Below are 17,166 nucleotides of genomic sequence, written 5' to 3'. Positions count from 1 at the left end.
GGTCGGCGCCATGACGCTGTCCGTGGAGATGATCACAGTCGACTGCACCGATCCCGACGCGCTGGCCCGGTGGTGGGCCCAAGCCGTCGGTGGGGAGGTAAATGTCTTTGCCCCAGGCGAATTCGTGGTGTTGATACGTCCCGACGGGCCGCGGCTGGGATTTCAGAAGGTTCCCGATCCGACGCCGGGCAAGAACCGCATCCACCTCGACTTCACCGCACCCGACGCCGAAGCCGAGGTGGCCAGGCTCGTGGGTCTGGGCGCAACCGAAACCGGGCGGCACAGTTTTGGCCCGGAGTTCAACTGGGTCGTACTGGCCGACCCGGAGGGCAATGCGTTCTGTATCGCGGGCTCATAGCGCCGAGCCCGGTGGTGGGGCTCACGGCGGGCAGCTCTCGAATTGGGCGCGCAGCCTGGTCTGAAGGTCCGTGATCGGTGGCGTCCGCGGCTGCGGTTCCCGGGCGCCCTCCGAACAACCCCCGGGCCGGACGGTGATCTGCGCGTCCTCGACTTCGTAGACCATCGGTAGCCCCGAATTCTTGACGAGCTGTAGCTGGTCGATCAGAACGCGATCCCCATCAGGACCGGTCGGCACGTCTTCGATGGAAAAGCGGGGCGGCTTCAGATCGAATCCGCCTTTGGTGGGTGCCAGCTGATCGAGTGCCTCCCACAGCGCCAGTTGCTCCCGGTCGGGAAGTCCATGGCCGGAACGGATGCTCGGTGCATGGTTGGTGCTCGCATCGAAGATGCTCCAGTCCGCGGTCGAGTCCGGGAAGTCCGTGATCAGCCTCCGGACCGAGGCCGCGAACTCCGAAGCGCTGAGCGGGTCATCCCGATGGTCGAGACTGCGCAGGGTCACCGTCAGACTGGTGCGTGCCGGTTGCCAGGCGCCGTCGGGGGATGCTGACCCGACGATTTCGTAGGCGTAGTCGCCCTGCGACAGTTTCAGCCAGTCCTGCCACGGCGGTTCCGGGGTGGTCTTCGACGGGGCGACCTCGACGTACATTGTCGAGCCCGTTTGGGCCGGGAAGGATTGCGCTGAACGTCTCACGTTCATGCTGGCTCCCTTGTCGTCGTACACCCTCGATCCGTTGATCTGGTCGGTGAACGTGCGGCCGAGCGCCGAGAGTTGGTCGGCGGTGGCATCGGCCCTGACGTAGACGTCGAAGCTGGCGGTGCGGACCCCGAATCCGTCGTTGCTCGAGACCGTATGTGTGACAGACGTAACGCCGGGTTGACTCTTCAGCACCTTGTCGATGGCGTCGGCCGCACGTGAGCCCCCGAAATCGCAACCGGTTACGCCTGCTACCAGCAAGGCGCCGAGAATGACGAGACGGCCCTTGGCCCCGAGCTTGCGCACCCGCTGAGTATGCCGCCGCGCGGGCGGGCGCAGGCGCACTCAGCAATCGCGGGTCGGACGTGCGAGATCGGCAACGATAGACTCTTGGGCGTGACGTCTGAGCTCACCCACGCTATGGATACGGTGCAGCGGGCAGCCGCCACCCCCGATCAGCCCCAGCCGTACCGCGAACTCGGCCTCAAGGACGACGAGTACGAGCGGATTCGCGAGATCCTGGGTCGCCGCCCCACCGACGCCGAGCTGGCCATGTACTCGGTGATGTGGAGCGAACACTGCTCCTACAAGTCCTCGAAGGTGCACCTGCGCTACTTCGGTGAGACCACCACCGAGGAGATGCGCGCCGGCATGCTGGCCGGCATCGGTGAGAACGCCGGCGTCGTCGACATCGGTGACGGCTGGGCCGTCACCTTCAAGGTCGAGTCCCACAACCACCCGTCCTATGTCGAGCCCTATCAGGGCGCGGCCACCGGCGTCGGCGGCATCGTCCGCGACATCATGGCGATGGGCGCCCGGCCCGTGGCGGTCATGGACCAGCTGCGGTTCGGCGCGGCCGATGCACCGGACACCCGCCGTGTGCTCGACGGTGTGGTTCGCGGTGTCGGCGGCTACGGCAACTCGCTGGGCCTGCCCAACATCGGCGGCGAGACGATCTTCGACCCGTCGTACGCGGGCAACCCGCTGGTCAACGCGCTGTGCGTGGGTGCCCTGCGCAAGGAAGACCTGCACCTGGCCTTCGCCTCGGGCACCGGCAACAAGATCATCCTGTTCGGCGCGCGCACCGGCCTGGACGGCATCGGCGGTGTCTCGGTGCTGGCGTCGGACACCTTCAGCGGCGACGAGAGCGGCGCGGGCCGCAAGAAGCTGCCGAGTGTCCAGGTGGGCGACCCGTTCACCGAGAAGGTGCTCATCGAGTGTTGCCTCGAGCTGTACTCGGCCGGCCTCGTGGTCGGCATCCAGGACCTCGGCGGTGCCGGATTGTCCTGTGCCACCTCTGAACTCGCGTCTGCCGGTGACGGTGGCATGCGCATCGAGCTGGATCAGGTGCCGCTGCGGGCCAAGGACATGACCCCGGCCGAGGTGCTCTCCAGCGAGTCCCAGGAACGCATGTGTGCCGTGGTGACGCCGGAGAACGTCGAGGCGTTCATGGCGGTGTGCCGCAAGTGGGAAGTGCTGGCCACCGTGATCGGTGAGGTCACCGACGGGGACCGGCTGGAGATCACCTGGCACGGCGAAACCGTGGTCGACGTCCCGCCGCGCACCGTGGCCCACGAGGGCCCGGTCTACCAGCGCCCGGTGGCCCGTCCCGACACCCAGGATGCCCTGGTCGCCGACACCTCGGCCAAACTGCCCCGGCCCAAGACCGGCGATGAGCTCAAGGCCACCCTGCTGGCGCTGATCGGCAGCCCGCACCTGTGCAGCCGGGCGTTCATCACCGAGCAGTACGACCGCTACGTTCGCGGCAACACCGTGCTGGCCGAGAATGCCGATGGCGGTGTGCTGCGCATCGACGAGAACACCGGCCGCGGCATCGCCGTCTCCACCGACGCCTCGGGCCGCTACACCCAACTCGACCCGTACACGGGCGCGCAGTTGGCCCTGGCCGAGGCCTACCGCAATGTCGCGGTCACCGGGGCCACCCCGGTGGCGGTGACCAACTGCCTCAACTTCGGGTCCCCCGAGGATCCGGGTGTGATGTGGCAGTTCAGCCAGGCCGTCCGCGGGCTGGCCGACGGCTGCGCCGCCCTTGGCATCCCGGTCACCGGCGGCAACGTCAGCTTCTACAACCAGACCGGTTCCACGGCGATCCTGCCGACCCCGGTGGTGGGTGTGCTCGGCGTGATCGACGACGTGAAGCGACGCATCCCGACCGGCCTCGGCACCGAACCGGGCGAGACGCTGCTGCTGCTCGGCGATACCCACGACGAGTTCGACGGGTCGGTCTGGGCCCAGGTCACCGGCGATCACCTGGGCGGCGTTCCGCCGAAGGTGGACCTGGCCCGCGAGAAGCTGCTGGCCGAGGTGCTGACCGCGGCATCGCGTGACGGCCTGATCTCGGCGGCGCACGACCTGTCCGAGGGCGGGCTGATCCAGGCCGTGGTGGAGGCCGCGCTGACCGGTGAAACCGGTTGCCGGGTCATCCTTCCGGAGGATCTCCCGGCGGGCATCGATCCGTTCGTGTTCCTGTTCTCCGAGTCCGCGGGCCGGGTGCTCGTGGCCGTGCCGCGCACCGAGGAGAGCCGGTTCCGGTCGATGTGTGAGGCCAGGGACCTGCCGGTGACCCGGGTTGGCGTCGTCGACCAGGGCCCCGAAGGCGGCGAGCCCTCGATCGAGGTCCAGGGACAGTTCAGCATCACCCTCGCGGAGCTACGGAGTACGTCTGAGGGCGTGCTGCCCGGGCTGTTCGGGTGACGGCGAAAGCCCTCAACGAACGTCATCCTCTGCTGCACTGGGCCTGGAGCCTGGTGCGACTGGACTTCGTCGGCATTGCCGTCGGAGCCCTGTTCTTCTGTCTCTCGCTGACCCCGTCGCTGCTGCCGCGCGACTGGTTGTTCGCCGGGCTGATCGGCGGTATCAACGCCGCGATCGGCTACGGCATCGGGGTTCTGCTGGGAAAAGCGCTGTACCGCTTCGTGTTACGCAACCGCGCCTGGTGGCCACCGTCGAAGCGGACGTTGTACTGGCTGAAGGCGCTCGTCGTGGCCGGTGCGGCCACGGCCGGAGTGCTGATGCTGATTCCCGCGGCGGCCTGGCAACGGCAGGTCTCGGCGTTGATGGGCATGGAAGGTCCGGCCACGCTCGGCTATCTGCGCACCCTGATCATCGCCGTCGCGGTGGGCGCGGCGCTGATCGCCACGGCACGGTTGCTCCGCGATATCGTGCGACTGCTGGCCAGGTGGTTCATCCGGCGCTGGCATCTGCACCGGGAGGTGGCCCAGTTCATCGGGACCGCAATCGTGGTGGTCCTGGTCGTCACGCTCGTCAACGGCGTGCTCTACCGCGGGTTCCTGGCGGGCGCCAGCCGGGTGTTCCAGCCGCAGAACTCCACCACCCGTGAGGGCATCAGCAGGCCGGTCGAACCTGAAAGATCAGGCAGCCCAGACTCATTCGCGCCGTGGGACTCCCTGGGCTTTCAGGGGCGCAACTTCGTGGCGACCGGCCCGCGTGCCGCCGAGCTCGAAAAGGTCAACGGCGCTCCGGCCCGCGAACCCATCCGGGTGTACGCCGGGCTGCACACCGCCGAGACCGAAGACCAGCGAATTGCGGTGCTGCTCAGCGAGCTTGAGCGCACCCATGCCTTCGACCGCAAGTTGTTGGTCATCGTCCCCACCACCGGCACCGGTTGGGTGAATCCGGTGGCCGCCCGCGCGCTGGAGCTGATGTACAACGGCGACACCGCGATGGTCGGCATGCAGTATTCCTATCTGCCGAGCTGGATTTCGTTCATGGGGGACCGGGAGAAGTCCATGAAAACCGGACGGCTGATGATCGACGCGATCCAAGCGCGCTGGGCGCAGCTGCCACCCGATCACCGCCCCCAGCTGGTGCTCTACGGGGAGAGCCTGGGGTCGATGGGCGGGCAGGGCGCATTCAGCTGGCTCCCCGACATCTCGCGGATGGGCTTCTCCTCGGTGCTGTGGGTGGGCCCGCCCAATGCCAGCCCGCTGTGGCGCGGCCTGACCGCGCGCCGCGACCCGGGCACCCCGCAAGCGCGACCCAGCTATGACAACGGCCGCACCGTGCGGTTCTCCGAGGCCGCGAACGCCGCCGAGATCGCCGAGGACACCGGTGCTCCGTGGGAGGGCACCCGGGTTCTGTTCCTGCAGCACCCGTCGGACCCGATCATCTGGTGGTCGACGGATCTGCTGTTCTCCGAACCGGATTGGCTGGTCGAACCGCCAGGGACGGACCGTACCGCCTCGATGCGCTGGTACCCGATCATCACGTTCTGGCAGGTGGCCGCCGACATCACCAACGCGTCGAGCGTCCCGGCCGGACACGGGCACAACTACGGCGAATCGGTGCTCGACGGCTGGGCGGCGGTGGCGCCACCGGAGGGGTGGACACCGGAGGACACGGAGCGAATCCGGGTGGCTCTGGAGAAGGCCGAGGCCAACAACGGACCCGAATACTGATGCCGGCCAGCCGGATTCGCGCAGTGGCGCTGGCTGTGGGCCTGGTCGCATGGAACGGTCTGGTCGATCCCCGGTTGCCGGCCCGGTGGCAGCCGCTGGTGCGGGCGGCACTGGGCAGCGTACTGATGGTCGGAACGGGTGCCCGCCCGGGCTTTCGGCCCCCGGCGGTGTGGTCGGGTCTACGACTGGGAGCGGCCGCCGCGACCGCGGTGAGCGCGGGTGTGGCGGCGACCTCGACAGTGCCGGTGGTCCGCACCGGGATGCGCCGAAAGGTTCTGCCCGTAGCTCCGGGCAGATGGCTGGCGCTGCGGATTCCGCTGGGGACCGTCTGGCCGGAGGAGGCCGGCTTCCGCGGCGCGCTGGGCAAGGTCGGTGCCGAGGCATTCGGCCCGACGGGTGGTCAGGTGTTGCAGGCCACCGCTTTCGGGCTGTCACACATCGCCGACGCCCGTGCCGCAGGGCAACCCGTGATCCCGACGGTCGTGGCCACCGGCATCGCCGGATGGGTGTTCGGCTGGCTTGCGCAGCGCTCTTCGAGCCTGGCCGCGCCGATGCTGGCGCACCTGGCGATCAACGAGGCGGGGGCACTGGCCGCACTGGCCTACCAAGCCGTGCCAAGAACCCTGCCAGCGCGAGGATCGCAGCCGTAGCGGCCAGCGGCCACAACGTGGGTAACGCAAAACTGGTGACCCGCAGGGGGATCAACACCACACAGACCACCACCACGGTCAGGATCACGCGGGGCGCCTGCTGCGCCGCCGCGGAACCCTCGATACGTGAATTGGCCTCCGTGACAAGCACATAGACAACCAGAAGGAGCAGGGCCGGGACGACCATCTGCAGTCGGCCGATATGCCCCTGAAACCGGCTGAACGCCACAGCCAGGACACACATCACCGCGGGAACCAGGATCGCGACTTCCGGACCGGAACCGAACAACCGTCCCGCGACCCGGGTGGCCGCCCACGTCAGGGCCAGCAGCGCCGCCGACCCCAGGCACAACGCCCCGGCGGTGAACCAGTAGTACCCGGCGTCTGCAAAGAACTGGGAGACGATCAGCGAGAGGTTCACGGCGGTCGGGTGGAACCCGCCCGTCGCGCCGATGTTGACGGCCAGCAGTAGGGCGACTGTGCCCAGCGCCGTGATCCCCACCGCAGCGCCCACCGGGCGCGCGACCGACACCAGGCGGCCGCTGACCACGGTTGCGGCCTCGAATCCCACCAGCCCCAGGCCGAGCGGAATGGCGGCCGCCGTCACCAGCAGGACAGAATCGACGGGCGTGGGCCCGCCGATCTGCATCGGAGGGGTACCTGATGCGACCCGGGCCATGATCGCCAGCGCCAGGTAGAGAAACACCAGCAGGCCCGCGCCGGCCAGCGCGGCAGCCGTCGCACCCACCGCACGGGTGGGCAGGTAGGCCACCACCGCGCCGGCGATGACCACCACCGCCACCGACCAGCCGGGCCACCACCAGCCGGCCAGCGCGGTCTCCAGGTCAGGCGCCCCGGTCAACGGCTGCAGGGCGAGCGTGAGCGCGGCACCCACGCCCAGCAACGCGTAGGCCGCCAGTTGGACGAGGCTGGTGAACCGTCCGGCGGCGGGACCCACGGTGGAGGCGACCAGATCACCCGTCGAGACCGACTGTGGCGCATTGTGGTGCAGCCGGGCGAACGCGAAAACCAACACGGCGGCGATGGCCGCGGCACACAGGCCGGCCACCCCGTTGAAGACCGCGGCACCGATCGGTCCGAGCGACAGGCCGACGGCCCGCCACGCGGGAAGCGCAGGGGGCCAGGCTGCGGATGGCTCCGGACTCGCCGGTACTGCGCGTTTAGGCATCGATCAGACTTCTTGTATCGGCGACGCGTTCACAAATCCCCTTTTCGCGCAAAGACCTCTCCCGAGCAAGATCGTAGAGCGGTCACGGGTTGATCGTGGGCTCACCGATCTGCCGCCCCCAGACATAGTCGGTGAAGATCGGCGAGCCGAGTTCGACATGGTTGTAAGGCGCGATCGACAGGCCGGTGTCCATCACCAGATACGGCGCAGGCCACAGGTCCTTGGTGATCGGCTTCCAGCAACCGGGCTTGCCCTCGGGCCCGCCCTTGGCATTGACCCGCGGCAGGTTGTCCGGATACACGTAGGCGTTGCCCACGCCGATGCTCGACAAGGTCCCCGTGCTGTCGAACGAATATCCGTTGTCGCCGCCGAACGTCGCATAGAAGGCGGGGGCGACGTCGTGGTAGTTGCGGATGGTGCAGAACAGCTGCCCCTGGTAGTCGTCGAACAGTTTCGACGTCGGGATCAGATCCTGCGCGCCACGCTGCAGATACGGGCCGCCGCGCTCGAGGATGTCGGAACCGGTCCCGGCGAAGCCGATCGCCGCGATCAGCGCGGCGTCGAGGTGAGCGCGCTGGGCGTTGAAGGTGGCGGCACTGCGGGCGGCGTCGGCCAGGCCGTCGAACAGGTCGGGCCCGGCCGCCGCATACCGTTCGCCGAGATCGGCCAGGGCCGCGATGTCATGGCGCAGCGCGGGCAGGCGCGGGTTCACATCGTCGAGGATCGTGTTGCCGTCGGCCAGCGACTGACCGAATGCACTGCCCAGGCCGGTCAGCGCCTGGGCGGTGGCAGACAGGGTCTGGTTCAGCTTGATCGGGTCGACCTGTTCGGTGATGGCGGTGATGGTCTCGAACAAACTGTTGAACTCGGTGGTGACCGCCGTGACGTCGATCGGCGTTGAGCTCGAAACCGGTTGCGAACTCGGATGTTCCGGTGAGGTGAAGGCGACGTACTTGTTGCCGAACACCGTGGTCGCCTGGATCGAGGTCTGCACGTTGGCCGGCAGCAGGTCCATGTACTTCGGGTTGATGTCGAGCCGCACCAGGGCCCGCACCGGGTCCCCGCCGTCGGTGCTCACCGCGCCCACCCGGCCGATGGGAACCCCGTTGTAGGTCACCTTCGAACCCGGATCGAGAACCAGGCCGGCCCGCGAGGCCAGCAGGGTCAGCGGTGTCCTGGGTTCGAAAGCGCCCCGGAACTGCGCCACGATCAACCCGAGTACCAGCGCCAGGATCGCCAAGAGCACTGCACCGGCCGTGCGATACGGCGGATTACGGTGATCGGCAAACACTTTGCGAGACTCTATGGCATGGCCGCGCGAGGCAGTGTCGATCCACAAAAGACCAGGGCGGCGGTCGCCGCCGTGGCCGACTGGCTGCGCGAACCCACCCATGCCGAGCCCACGCGCGCGGAACTGGCCGAGGCGGTCCGGCTGACCGCGCGCACCCTGGCCGCGTCGGCCCCCGGCGCCAGTGTCGAGGTGCGGGTGCCGCCCTTCGTCGCGGTGCAGTGCATCGAAGGGCCCCGCCATACCCGAGGCAACCCGCCCAACGTCGTGGAAACCGATCCCCGCACCTGGCTGCTGCTGGCCACCGGACTGCTCGATCTCGACGCGGCAGGTGCTGCCGTGCAGATGTCGGGATCGCGGGCCGGTGAGGTGGCCCGGTGGCTGCCACTGGTGCGGTTGGGGAGCGCCTAGTCCCGTTCGCGCGTGGCGGCCAGCGCGATGGCCCGCTCGAAGGTGCCGACGAGTACCGCGCGCCGTTCGACCTTGTAGTCGTCATCCGGATCGAGCTCGTCGATGTACTCGTCCCATACGCGCATGTACCGATCACGCCAATCGCTGAGCGCCGCCACCGAGGGAAAGGTTGCACCGACCCTTGGCGGCTCGGCGATCTCGACCAGGATCTCGAGCCAGGCGGGCACCATCGCTCCGCCCCACTCATCCGGCTCCAGGGCGGAATCGTCGTCCGCGTCTGCGAACTGCTCCGCGATTTCGTCGATGATCCGACCCGTCAGTGCGCCCAGCCCGTCGGCCACGGTGTCGCTCTCGAAGTTCCCCGGACCCCAAACTCCCACAAAATCCTCCTAGCAGGGCAGATGACGTGCTCGACGAGGCTACCGGGATCACCGCGACTCACCGGAAGTAGGGATACTCCTGCACCCAGTGAAAGCCCCGGTTCCGCAGGGTGAACTGGTTGAGATCCAGCCGATCCAGCCAGATCGCGACGTCGCGGCCGGACAACTCGCCGGTCAGTTGCAGCTGCTCAGGTGTCGGCCGGGACGCGGTGAGCGTGGCCAGGGGTGCGCCGTCCGGGCCCGACACCGTGAGGTTGTTCCCGTCGAGCTTGAGCGGTGCGTCCACCAGTTCGCCGCTCATCCGTTGGTAGGTGAGTAGCTCGGGCAGGTCGAAAACGACCCGCTGCCAACGGTACTGATCGGTGGTCAGCGGCGGCGCCGCTGAGCCGTCGACGTCGAAGCGGCTCACCGTCCAGATCCCGTACAGCTCGGGTTTGGCGCGGCCACCGCCGTACTCGCTCCAGCTCTGCCAACTGGTCAGAACACAACCGGCCACCATCCAGATGCCGAGGACGGCCTGTATCCGCGCCGCGATGGTGTTGGCCCGAGCACCGGCGAACAGTTCGGGTTGGACGGCCGGTTCGGTGGTGCGCTGAAGCACCAGGAAGTCGGCCATCCGCCGGAATTGCGGGGCGAGCAGCACCAGACCCATCAACAAGAGATGTCCGGAGAGAATTTTCACCGGCACATCGAAGGTCATGTTCAGCAGGAACACCTGCACCATGCTGGCCACGCCGAGCAGGGCACCCAGCGTCCCGGTCCGCGGCAGGAACAGCAACAACCCGGCGAGCACCTCGACCGCGCCGAGCGCCATCTCGTACGGATAGGAGCTGCCGACCTGCAGCCACAGCACCGACGCCGGGCTGAACTCGCCGTACGGTCGCAACAACGCCGCCAGCGGCGGCGCCGGCATCTGCGTCGGCACCAGCTTGGCGAATCCGTAGAACAACATCTGGCCGGCCACGCACAGCCGCACGAAGGTCAGGAACCAGGCCCACAGCCTCGAGTAGTCGTGGCGCTGCCGGTCCAGCCATGACCACACCGCTGTGCCGACGACGGCGAACACCAACAGGCAGAAGACCATCACCCAGATCGCGGCCTGGTCCCCGCTGCCCGAGTCCTGATGCAGAACCGCCTCGACGCCGAAGACATGGCGGCCGACCCAGTCCACCAGCGGGCCCAGCACCGTCATCTGCCACATCACCGCCCGATCCGGCAGCCAGTGCCCCACGATCCCCAGGAAGGCGAACGTGATCTGCGCGAACAACAGACAGAACAGGCCGAAGTACAGGAAGCAGAACCGGAATGCGATCTTCGTCACCTCCGGCCACGGTTGCGGCCGGGCCTCCGCGTCGGAATCGAGGGGATCGGTTGCCGGCTTCTCGGAGAGTTGGCGGGTCACGAAATCCATCCTTGCCGTTGGCATGTAGTGGGTCGATGGGGTTATCCCGACGGATCGGGGTAGGGCTGGCCACACCGCTGCGGACCGGCGCGGGAATGGCGATCGTGGTACCCGCTGTTGCAAAAGCCGGTGCCAGACCGGCCATTCGATTCTTTTGTTGGCCCACCTGGACCGTAGACTCGGTTATGTCACCAACCGCCGCCCCGGGAGCAGCCCTATCGTGACTGTGCAGGAACTCGACGAAAACGAACCGCGCGAAGAGTGCGGCGTATTCGGGGTCTGGGCCCCGGGTGAAGACGTTGCCAAGCTCACCTACTACGGCCTGTACGCGCTGCAGCACCGTGGCCAGGAAGCAGCGGGCATAGCCGTTTCCGACGGCTCCCAGATCCTTGTGTTCAAAGACCTCGGGCTGGTCAGTCAGGTATTCGACGAGCAGACCCTGGCCGCCATGCCGGGCCACGTCGCCGTCGGACACTGTCGTTACTCCACGACCGGATCCACCACGTGGGAGAACGCCCAGCCGGTGTTCCGCAACACCGCCGCCGGGACCGGTGTCGCCCTCGGACACAACGGCAACCTGGTCAACACCGCCGAACTGGCCGCCCAGGCCCGTGAAGCCGGACTGATCGACCTGAAGGGCGCCCCGGCCGCCACCACCGATTCCGACATCCTCGGGGCGCTGCTGGCGCACGGCGCCGCCGACGCGACGCTGGAGCAGGCCGCCCTGGACCTGCTGCCGACTGTGCGCGGCGCCTTCTGCCTGACCTTCATGGACGAGAACACCCTTTATGCCGCCCGCGACCCGCACGGGGTGCGTCCGCTGGCGTTGGGGCGGCTCGACCGAGGCTGGGTGGTGGCCTCCGAAACCGCCGCGCTCGACATCGTCGGCGCCTCGTTCGTCCGCGACATCGAACCCGGTGAACTCCTGGCCATCGATGCCGACGGCGTGCGCTCCACCCGGTTCGCCAACCCCGAACCCAAGGGCTGCGTCTTCGAGTATGTCTATCTGGCCCGCCCGGACAGCACGCTGGCGGGCCGCTCGGTGCACGCCACGCGCGTCGACATCGGTCGCCGGCTGGCGCGCGAACACCCGATCGATGCCGACCTGGTGATCGGCGTCCCGGAATCAGGCACCCCGGCCGCGGTCGGCTACGCCCAGGAATCCGGGATCCCGTTCGGGCAGGGCCTGATGAAGAACGCCTACGTGGGCCGCACCTTCATCCAGCCCTCGCAGACCATCCGGCAGCTGGGTATCCGGCTCAAGCTCAACCCGCTGCGCGAGGTGATCCGCGGTAAGCGGCTCATCGTCGTCGACGATTCGATCGTCCGCGGCAACACCCAGCGCGCGCTGGTCCGCATGCTGCGGGAGGCTGGGGCGCTGGAGGTCCACGTCCGGATCGCCTCGCCGCCCGTGAAATGGCCCTGCTTCTACGGCATCGACTTCGCCACCCCGGCCGAGCTCATCGCCAATGCGGCATCCGCCGAGCACCCGGGCGAGATGCTGGAGGCGGTGCGGCACGCCATCGGTGCCGACACCCTGGGCTACATCTCCCAGCAGGGCATGATCGCGGCCACCGAGCAGCCGCCCACCCGGCTGTGCTCGGCCTGCTTCGACGGGAATTACCCGATCGAACTGCCCGGCGAGACCGCACTCGGCAAGAACGTCATCGAGCAGATGCTGGCCACCGCGGCCCGCACCGGCGTTCCGCTGCAGTCCGACAACGACAACGCATCGGCGCTGCGCAGGCCCTGAGGTCTTCGCCCTGGCGTCCTTGAGGGGTCCTTAACACCTCCTGCGCTGTACCCCCGCAACAGCGGGGCGGTAGCCTTGCTTGCGATGACTAAGGGCGCCGAACAGCACGGCATCGCCGAAGACAACATGATTTCGTACGCGTCGGCCGGAGTGGATATCGAAGCCGGTGACCGCGCTGTCGAACTCTTCAAACCCCTCGCCGCCAAGGCGACCCGTCCAGAGGTCCGGGGTGGCCTGGGCGGCTTTGCCGGGATGTTCGCCTTACGCGGCGGGTATCGCGAGCCGGTGCTGGCCGCCTCGACCGACGGCGTGGGCACCAAGCTCGCCGTCGCCCAGGCCATGGACAAGCACGACACCGTCGGGCTGGACCTGGTCGCGATGGTGGTCGACGACCTCGTGGTGTGTGGCGCCGAGCCGCTGTTCCTGCAGGACTACATCGCCGTCGGGCGCACCGTCCCCGATCGGGTCAGCGCGATCGTGTCCGGCATCGCCGAAGGCTGTGTCCAGGCCGGCTGTGCGCTGCTGGGCGGCGAGACGGCCGAACACCCCGGGCTGATGGATCCCGACCACTACGACATCTCCGCGACCGGCGTCGGCGTCGTCGAGGCCGACAACGTGCTCGGGCCCGACCGGGTCCGCCCCGGCGACGTGATCATCGCCATGAAATCCAGCGGACTGCACTCCAACGGCTACTCCCTGGCCCGGAAGGTGCTGCTGGATATCGACCGGATGAACCTGGCCGGGCACGTCGAGGAATTCGGCCGCACCCTGGGCGAGGAACTCCTGGAACCGACCCGCATCTACGCCAAGGACTGCCTGGCGTTGGCTGCCGAGACGCAGGTGCGCACGTTCTGCCATGTCACCGGCGGCGGCCTGGCGGGCAACCTGGAGCGTGTGGTGCCCCACGGACTGACCGCAGAACTGGATCGCGGCACGTGGACCCCGGCACCCGTGTTCCAGATGATCGCCCAGCGCGGACGCATCGAGCGTGCCGAGATGGAGAAGACGTTCAACATGGGTATCGGGATGGTCGCGGTCGTGGCCCCCGAGGACACCGATCGCGCGCTGGCCATCCTGACCGCACGGCACCTGGACTGCTGGACGCTGGGAACCGTCAAGAAGGGCGGCAAGGACAGCGTGCGCGCCCAGCTGGTTGGACAGCATCCGCGGTTTTAGGCAGTTAGACAGGTCGCGCTGGTAAGCGACGTGCGCAACCAGCGCGACCTGTATCTAAGTTCTGCGACAGAATGCAGGCGGCTCAGCGCCGCCAGTCGTCCTCGCCCGACCAGTCTTCGGCGTCGTCGTTGACATCGCCGGAATCGGGAGATCCCGACAGCTCACGTTGGAGCTGACTGAAGTCGGTATTCGGCGAGCTGTACTTAAGGTCACGTGCAACCTTGGTCTGCTTTGCCTTAGCCCGGCCGCGGCCCATGGGGGACCCCCTCGCGCAATAACGGAGCGGCCCAATAGCTAGGCGGCTCCGATCTGTGTGTCTTTATTTCCTGCCAACACTTTACCGTGCCCGTCCGAGAAGTGCTGTCAGGCCCTGCCTCGCGGTGCGCGGCTGGGGTCCCGGCTGCCGTGCGTCGTTGCACGGCAACACGACCGTCCCCAAGATCGCGGAATCCGCGCAGTGACGGTCGTCACGTCCTCGGTGACCGAGTGAGCTTACGTGCTGTGAGCGGTTCCACGGCTCAACGCCCCCGGAGGCGGTCGACTGCCGCCCGCCCGGCGCCCGCGGTGGCGTCCGACTCCGGCATGGAATCCGGGTCGATCGCGGCCGGTGCCTGCGCCTCGGCCCCGGCGACCAGCTCGGTTTCGACCGGCAATCCCCGTTTGAGCAGCGCCAGCGCGATCGGGCCCTCGTCGGCGTGCTCGACGACTGTGCCGATCCGGCCGACATTGCGCCCGCCGGCAGTCACCACGTCGCCGGTCACCGGCCGGTCGGAGGAGCCGTCGAGCTGGAGGATCACCAACATCCGCGGCGGTTTACCCAGGTTGTGCACCCGGGCAACGGTCTCCTGGCCGCGGTAGCAACCCTTGTCGAGATGGACAGCTCCGATACCGGGGCCACCGATCCAACCGACCTCGTGCGGGATGGTCCGCTCATCGGTGTCCACACCCAATCGAGGTCGCCCGGCCGCCACCCGGTGCGCCTCATACGCCCAGACGCCCGCCGGCCGGACGCCGGCCTCGGTGAGCTGCCGGGTGTATTCGGCTACCGACGCGCGCGGCACCACCAGGTCCAACTCGATGCCGGAGGCAGGTAGCCGGCGCACGAACCCGCCGCCGGGCAACGCCACCGCCGTCGCCTCCTGCGGCAGCTGCCCGCAGCCCAGGGCCTTGATGACCTGCTCATCGGCAAGCCCGGGCCCCAGGAGTGACAGCACCGCCATGTCCGCGGGCTCGATCTGCACGTCGGCCCAGAACACCATCTTGCGCAGATAGGCCAGCAGCGGTTCGCCGCGCCACGGCTCGGTGTCCAGGTAGGTGGTGCCGCCGAGGTCGGTCTGGATCCAGTGGTCTTCGACACGGCCCTGGAGATCCAGGCTCAAGTTCTCGGTGACCGCGCCGTCCGGCAATGCGCTGACGTGCTGGCTGGAGATGCTGTGCAGCCACGTCTGCCGATCCTTGCCGGTCAGTGTCAGGACCGCCCGGTGCGACCGGTCGACCAGAACCGCGGCGCCCGCTGCGGCCCGTTGTTCGCCGAGCGGATCACCGTAGTGCCATACGGCCCCGGCGTCGGGGCTGCCTTCGGGCGTGGGCACTGGTGACGGAAGTGCAGTCATAGGCCAACTCTACGTTCGGCGCTCTTCGCGCCAGCGGCTCACGGTTTGTCACAGCTACGCTTTGGCCCCATGGCAAGCCAACCAGCCGTACTGGTCACTCTTGACGGGCAGCTCCACGACCCCAACGCCCCACTGCTGCATGCCGACGATCTGGCCGCCGTACGCGGAGACGGCGTCTTCGAGACGCTGCTGGTGCGTGACGGCAGGCCCTGCCTGCTGGAGGCTCACCTGGGGCGGTTGGCTCAGTCCGCCAAGATGCTCGACCTGCCTGAGCCGGATCGGGACGCCTGGCGGTCGGCCGTAGCGCTGGGGGCGCAGCGCTGGACAGCGGAGAACGACGGCGACGGCGTGCTGCGACTGGTGTACAGCCGTGGGCGGGAGAGCGGCGGGCCGGCGACCGCGTTCGCCACCATCGGAGCCCTGGCCGACCGCGTGGCCGGGGTGCGGCGTGACGGGCTCGCGGCGATCACCCTGGACCGCGGGCTGCCGCTGAACGCCAGCGATATGCCGTGGCTGGCCGCGGGTGCCAAGACCCTGTCCTACGCGGTGAACATGGCTGCGCTGCGGCATGCCGAGCGTCACGGCGCAGGCGACGTGATCTTCGTCAGCTCCGACGGCTACGTGCTGGAGGGGCCGCGTTCCACCGTGGTCATCGCGATCGAAGGCGAGGGTGGGCACCCGCTGCTGCTCACCCCGCCGCCGTGGTATCCGATCCTGCGCGGCACCACTCAACAGGCGTTGTTCGAGGTGGCGCGCAACAAGGGCTATGACTGCGACTTCCGCGCGCTCAAGCCGGCGGATCTGCTTACTGCGCAAGGGGTTTGGCTGATTTCCAGCATCACACTCGCGGCCCGGGTGCACACCCTCGACGGGCGGTCGCTACCTCATGCGCCGCTGGCTGCCGACATCTCAGGCCTGGTCGACGCCGCGATCGTCAGCGATCGCTGAGCAGCGAATAAATGGCTTGTCGGGGTGCACGGACGGGGGTAGCTTCGTGGGCACACAGGGAAGGAGGTGGTCCGTCAAAGTGAGTGACTTATGGACATGTGAGGTGGCTGCCCGCTAGCAGCGCCGGGGTATTGCCTGCGCGCGCTGGCGAATTCCCCGCAGCCACCCGGCCCCCGAGCCCTCCGGTCTGTCCAACCAGGTACCAAGGCTCGGGGGCCGCCCCATATCTGGGGTCGGCCGAAACGGTTACTGCTGCGGCGGTTGTGGCGCCAGTGAATGGCAGGCCTGCATGGCGTCGTCCCATTGGGCCCGGTCGATTCCGGGCGGAGGAAACGGCTTCCCGTCCGAATCCAGAGGTGGTGTCGGGGCACCCGGGGGCGGGGTGGTGCCGGCCGGCGGCGGACCTGGTGGCGCACCCTCCGGTGGCGCCGGGATCCCGTGCTCGGTCAGGCAATCGGTGAACGCGCCATGAGGCGCGGCTGCGGGTGCGGATGCTGCGGCCGACGTTGACTCCGAAGCCGAAGCGGCCGTCGAGGTACCGGGCGACTCTGTGTTCGAACCCGACGAACACGCCACCATGCCGGTGACGAGTGCCGCACCCGTGACGCCGAAAACAGCGGCGCGCAGCGATAACAAGGACACATTTACCTCCTCGGTGGTTGATGCGCGACTGACGCTATTTGGGCTGACTAGGCCCGGGTTATCAGCACACTGGGAGCCGGCTGTGTGGTTGGTTGCGAAACGGTGTAAGACCATGACGCCGTAGTCGGGACGCGGCGTACTCCACGAAATCGCAGCAGTTGCCCCGTGCCGTCAGCATGAGGTCGCCGAAATCTGTTGCGGCGATCTGCAATTGGCCCTTG

Annotated in this window: 16 protein-coding genes; 8 read left to right on the top strand and 8 right to left on the bottom strand. The window is 68.1% G+C overall.

What is annotated here, in order from left to right; genetic code table 11:
* Positions 1–10 precede the first annotated feature (10 nt).
* Positions 11–358 carry a VOC family protein gene (locus ACWEFV_RS17950; protein WP_450071133.1) on the top strand — a complete coding sequence of 116 codons (348 nt, stop codon included), beginning with the start codon at positions 11–13 and terminating at the stop codon, positions 356–358.
* 21 nt (positions 359–379) lie between these two features.
* Here ACWEFV_RS17950 and ACWEFV_RS17945 read toward each other — a convergent pair whose 3' ends face one another.
* Positions 380–1,360 (bottom strand): hypothetical protein, encoded by a 981-nt coding sequence (locus tag ACWEFV_RS17945; RefSeq protein ID WP_450071132.1) that lies wholly within the window; start codon positions 1,358–1,360, stop codon positions 380–382.
* Positions 1,361–1,474: 114 nt separating this feature from the next.
* Here ACWEFV_RS17945 and purL point away from each other — a divergent pair, with 114 nt between their 5' ends.
* From purL to ACWEFV_RS17930, 3 genes are read left to right on the top strand one after another with little or no spacing between them, the layout of a single operon-like run.
* A complete protein-coding gene (gene purL, locus ACWEFV_RS17940) occupies positions 1,475–3,769 on the top strand; it encodes a phosphoribosylformylglycinamidine synthase subunit PurL (protein ID WP_167858079.1) in 2,295 nt (764 codons plus the stop codon).
* On the top strand, positions 3,766–5,493 hold the full coding sequence (locus ACWEFV_RS17935; RefSeq protein ID WP_450071131.1) for an alpha/beta hydrolase: 1,728 nt from the start codon (positions 3,766–3,768) through the stop codon (positions 5,491–5,493). The genes purL and ACWEFV_RS17935 overlap by 4 nt, the downstream gene beginning before the upstream one ends.
* Positions 5,493–6,143, top strand: a complete 651-nt coding sequence (locus tag ACWEFV_RS17930) for an Rv0804 family intramembrane glutamic endopeptidase (protein ID WP_450071130.1) — start codon at positions 5,493–5,495, stop codon at positions 6,141–6,143. The genes ACWEFV_RS17935 and ACWEFV_RS17930 overlap by 1 nt, the downstream gene beginning before the upstream one ends.
* On the opposite strand, the gene ACWEFV_RS17925 is transcribed toward ACWEFV_RS17930, so the two are convergent.
* Both ACWEFV_RS17925 and ACWEFV_RS17920 read right to left on the bottom strand, forming a co-directional pair.
* Positions 6,064–7,332: a hypothetical protein gene (locus tag ACWEFV_RS17925; RefSeq protein ID WP_450071129.1), complete on the bottom strand. Its 1,269-nt coding sequence runs from the start codon at positions 7,330–7,332 to the stop codon at positions 6,064–6,066. The genes ACWEFV_RS17930 and ACWEFV_RS17925 overlap by 80 nt on opposite strands.
* An 82-nt stretch (positions 7,333–7,414) precedes the next feature.
* Positions 7,415–8,623: an MCE family protein gene (locus ACWEFV_RS17920; protein WP_450071128.1), complete on the bottom strand. Its 1,209-nt coding sequence runs from the start codon at positions 8,621–8,623 to the stop codon at positions 7,415–7,417.
* Positions 8,624–8,641: 18 nt separating this feature from the next.
* Between ACWEFV_RS17920 and ACWEFV_RS17915 the strand changes: the two genes are divergently transcribed.
* Complete coding sequence (locus tag ACWEFV_RS17915) at positions 8,642–9,031, top strand: sterol carrier family protein (RefSeq protein WP_450071127.1); 390 nt, start codon at positions 8,642–8,644, stop codon at positions 9,029–9,031.
* Here ACWEFV_RS17915 and ACWEFV_RS17910 read toward each other — a convergent pair.
* Positions 9,028–9,411: a DUF4259 domain-containing protein gene (locus ACWEFV_RS17910; protein WP_135452502.1), complete on the bottom strand. Its 384-nt coding sequence runs from the start codon at positions 9,409–9,411 to the stop codon at positions 9,028–9,030. The two genes, ACWEFV_RS17915 and ACWEFV_RS17910, sit on opposite strands and share 4 nt — an antisense overlap.
* A 58-nt stretch (positions 9,412–9,469) precedes the next feature.
* Positions 9,470–10,822 carry a DoxX family protein gene (locus ACWEFV_RS17905; protein ID WP_450071232.1) on the bottom strand — a complete coding sequence of 451 codons (1,353 nt, stop codon included), beginning with the start codon at positions 10,820–10,822 and terminating at the stop codon, positions 9,470–9,472.
* Between the two features lie 211 nt (positions 10,823–11,033).
* On the opposite strand from ACWEFV_RS17905, the gene purF reads away from it, so the two are divergent.
* Positions 11,034–12,566 (top strand): amidophosphoribosyltransferase, encoded by a 1,533-nt coding sequence (gene purF, locus ACWEFV_RS17900; protein ID WP_450071126.1) that lies wholly within the window; start codon positions 11,034–11,036, stop codon positions 12,564–12,566.
* A gap of 84 nt (positions 12,567–12,650) precedes the next feature.
* Positions 12,651–13,742 (top strand): phosphoribosylformylglycinamidine cyclo-ligase, encoded by a 1,092-nt coding sequence (purM, locus tag ACWEFV_RS17895; RefSeq protein WP_450071125.1) that lies wholly within the window; start codon positions 12,651–12,653, stop codon positions 13,740–13,742.
* An 82-nt stretch (positions 13,743–13,824) separates the two neighbouring features.
* On the opposite strand, the gene ACWEFV_RS17890 is transcribed toward purM, so the two are convergent.
* Positions 13,825–13,998 (bottom strand): DUF3073 domain-containing protein, encoded by a 174-nt coding sequence (locus ACWEFV_RS17890; protein ID WP_082940115.1) that lies wholly within the window; start codon positions 13,996–13,998, stop codon positions 13,825–13,827.
* Between the two features lie 262 nt (positions 13,999–14,260).
* Positions 14,261–15,355, bottom strand: a complete 1,095-nt coding sequence (gene ygfZ, locus ACWEFV_RS17885; RefSeq protein ID WP_450071124.1) for a CAF17-like 4Fe-4S cluster assembly/insertion protein YgfZ — start codon at positions 15,353–15,355, stop codon at positions 14,261–14,263.
* A 69-nt stretch (positions 15,356–15,424) separates the two neighbouring features.
* Between ygfZ and ACWEFV_RS17880 the strand changes: the two genes are divergently transcribed.
* Positions 15,425–16,303: an aminodeoxychorismate lyase gene (locus ACWEFV_RS17880; protein ID WP_450071123.1), complete on the top strand. Its 879-nt coding sequence runs from the start codon at positions 15,425–15,427 to the stop codon at positions 16,301–16,303.
* 246 nt (positions 16,304–16,549) lie between these two features.
* On the opposite strand, the gene ACWEFV_RS17875 is transcribed toward ACWEFV_RS17880, so the two are convergent.
* Positions 16,550–16,945: a hypothetical protein gene (locus tag ACWEFV_RS17875; RefSeq protein WP_450071122.1), complete on the bottom strand. Its 396-nt coding sequence runs from the start codon at positions 16,943–16,945 to the stop codon at positions 16,550–16,552.
* Positions 16,946–17,166 lie beyond the last annotated feature (221 nt).

The sequence above is a fragment of the Mycobacterium sp. NPDC004974 genome (assembly GCF_053600815.1).
Note: the sequence above shows the minus strand (reverse complement) of the source record. Positions and strands in the feature narration are given on the sequence as shown.

Coding starts and splice junctions, on each gene's coding strand:
- ACWEFV_RS17880 (WP_450071123.1), top strand. CDS start 15,425: ATGGCAAGCCAACCAGCCGTACTGGTCACTCTTGACGGGCAGCTCCAC.
- purM (WP_450071125.1), top strand. CDS start 12,651: ATGACTAAGGGCGCCGAACAGCACGGCATCGCCGAAGACAACATGATT.
- ACWEFV_RS17930 (WP_450071130.1), top strand. CDS start 5,493: ATGCCGGCCAGCCGGATTCGCGCAGTGGCGCTGGCTGTGGGCCTGGTC.
- purL (WP_167858079.1), top strand. CDS start 1,475: ATGGATACGGTGCAGCGGGCAGCCGCCACCCCCGATCAGCCCCAGCCG.
- ACWEFV_RS17905 (WP_450071232.1), bottom strand. CDS start 10,822: ATGGATTTCGTGACCCGCCAACTCTCCGAGAAGCCGGCAACCGATCCC.
- ACWEFV_RS17915 (WP_450071127.1), top strand. CDS start 8,642: ATGGCCGCGCGAGGCAGTGTCGATCCACAAAAGACCAGGGCGGCGGTC.
- ACWEFV_RS17925 (WP_450071129.1), bottom strand. CDS start 7,332: ATGCCTAAACGCGCAGTACCGGCGAGTCCGGAGCCATCCGCAGCCTGG.
- ACWEFV_RS17950 (WP_450071133.1), top strand. CDS start 11: ATGACGCTGTCCGTGGAGATGATCACAGTCGACTGCACCGATCCCGAC.
- ACWEFV_RS17890 (WP_082940115.1), bottom strand. CDS start 13,998: ATGGGCCGCGGCCGGGCTAAGGCAAAGCAGACCAAGGTTGCACGTGAC.
- ygfZ (WP_450071124.1), bottom strand. CDS start 15,355: ATGACTGCACTTCCGTCACCAGTGCCCACGCCCGAAGGCAGCCCCGAC.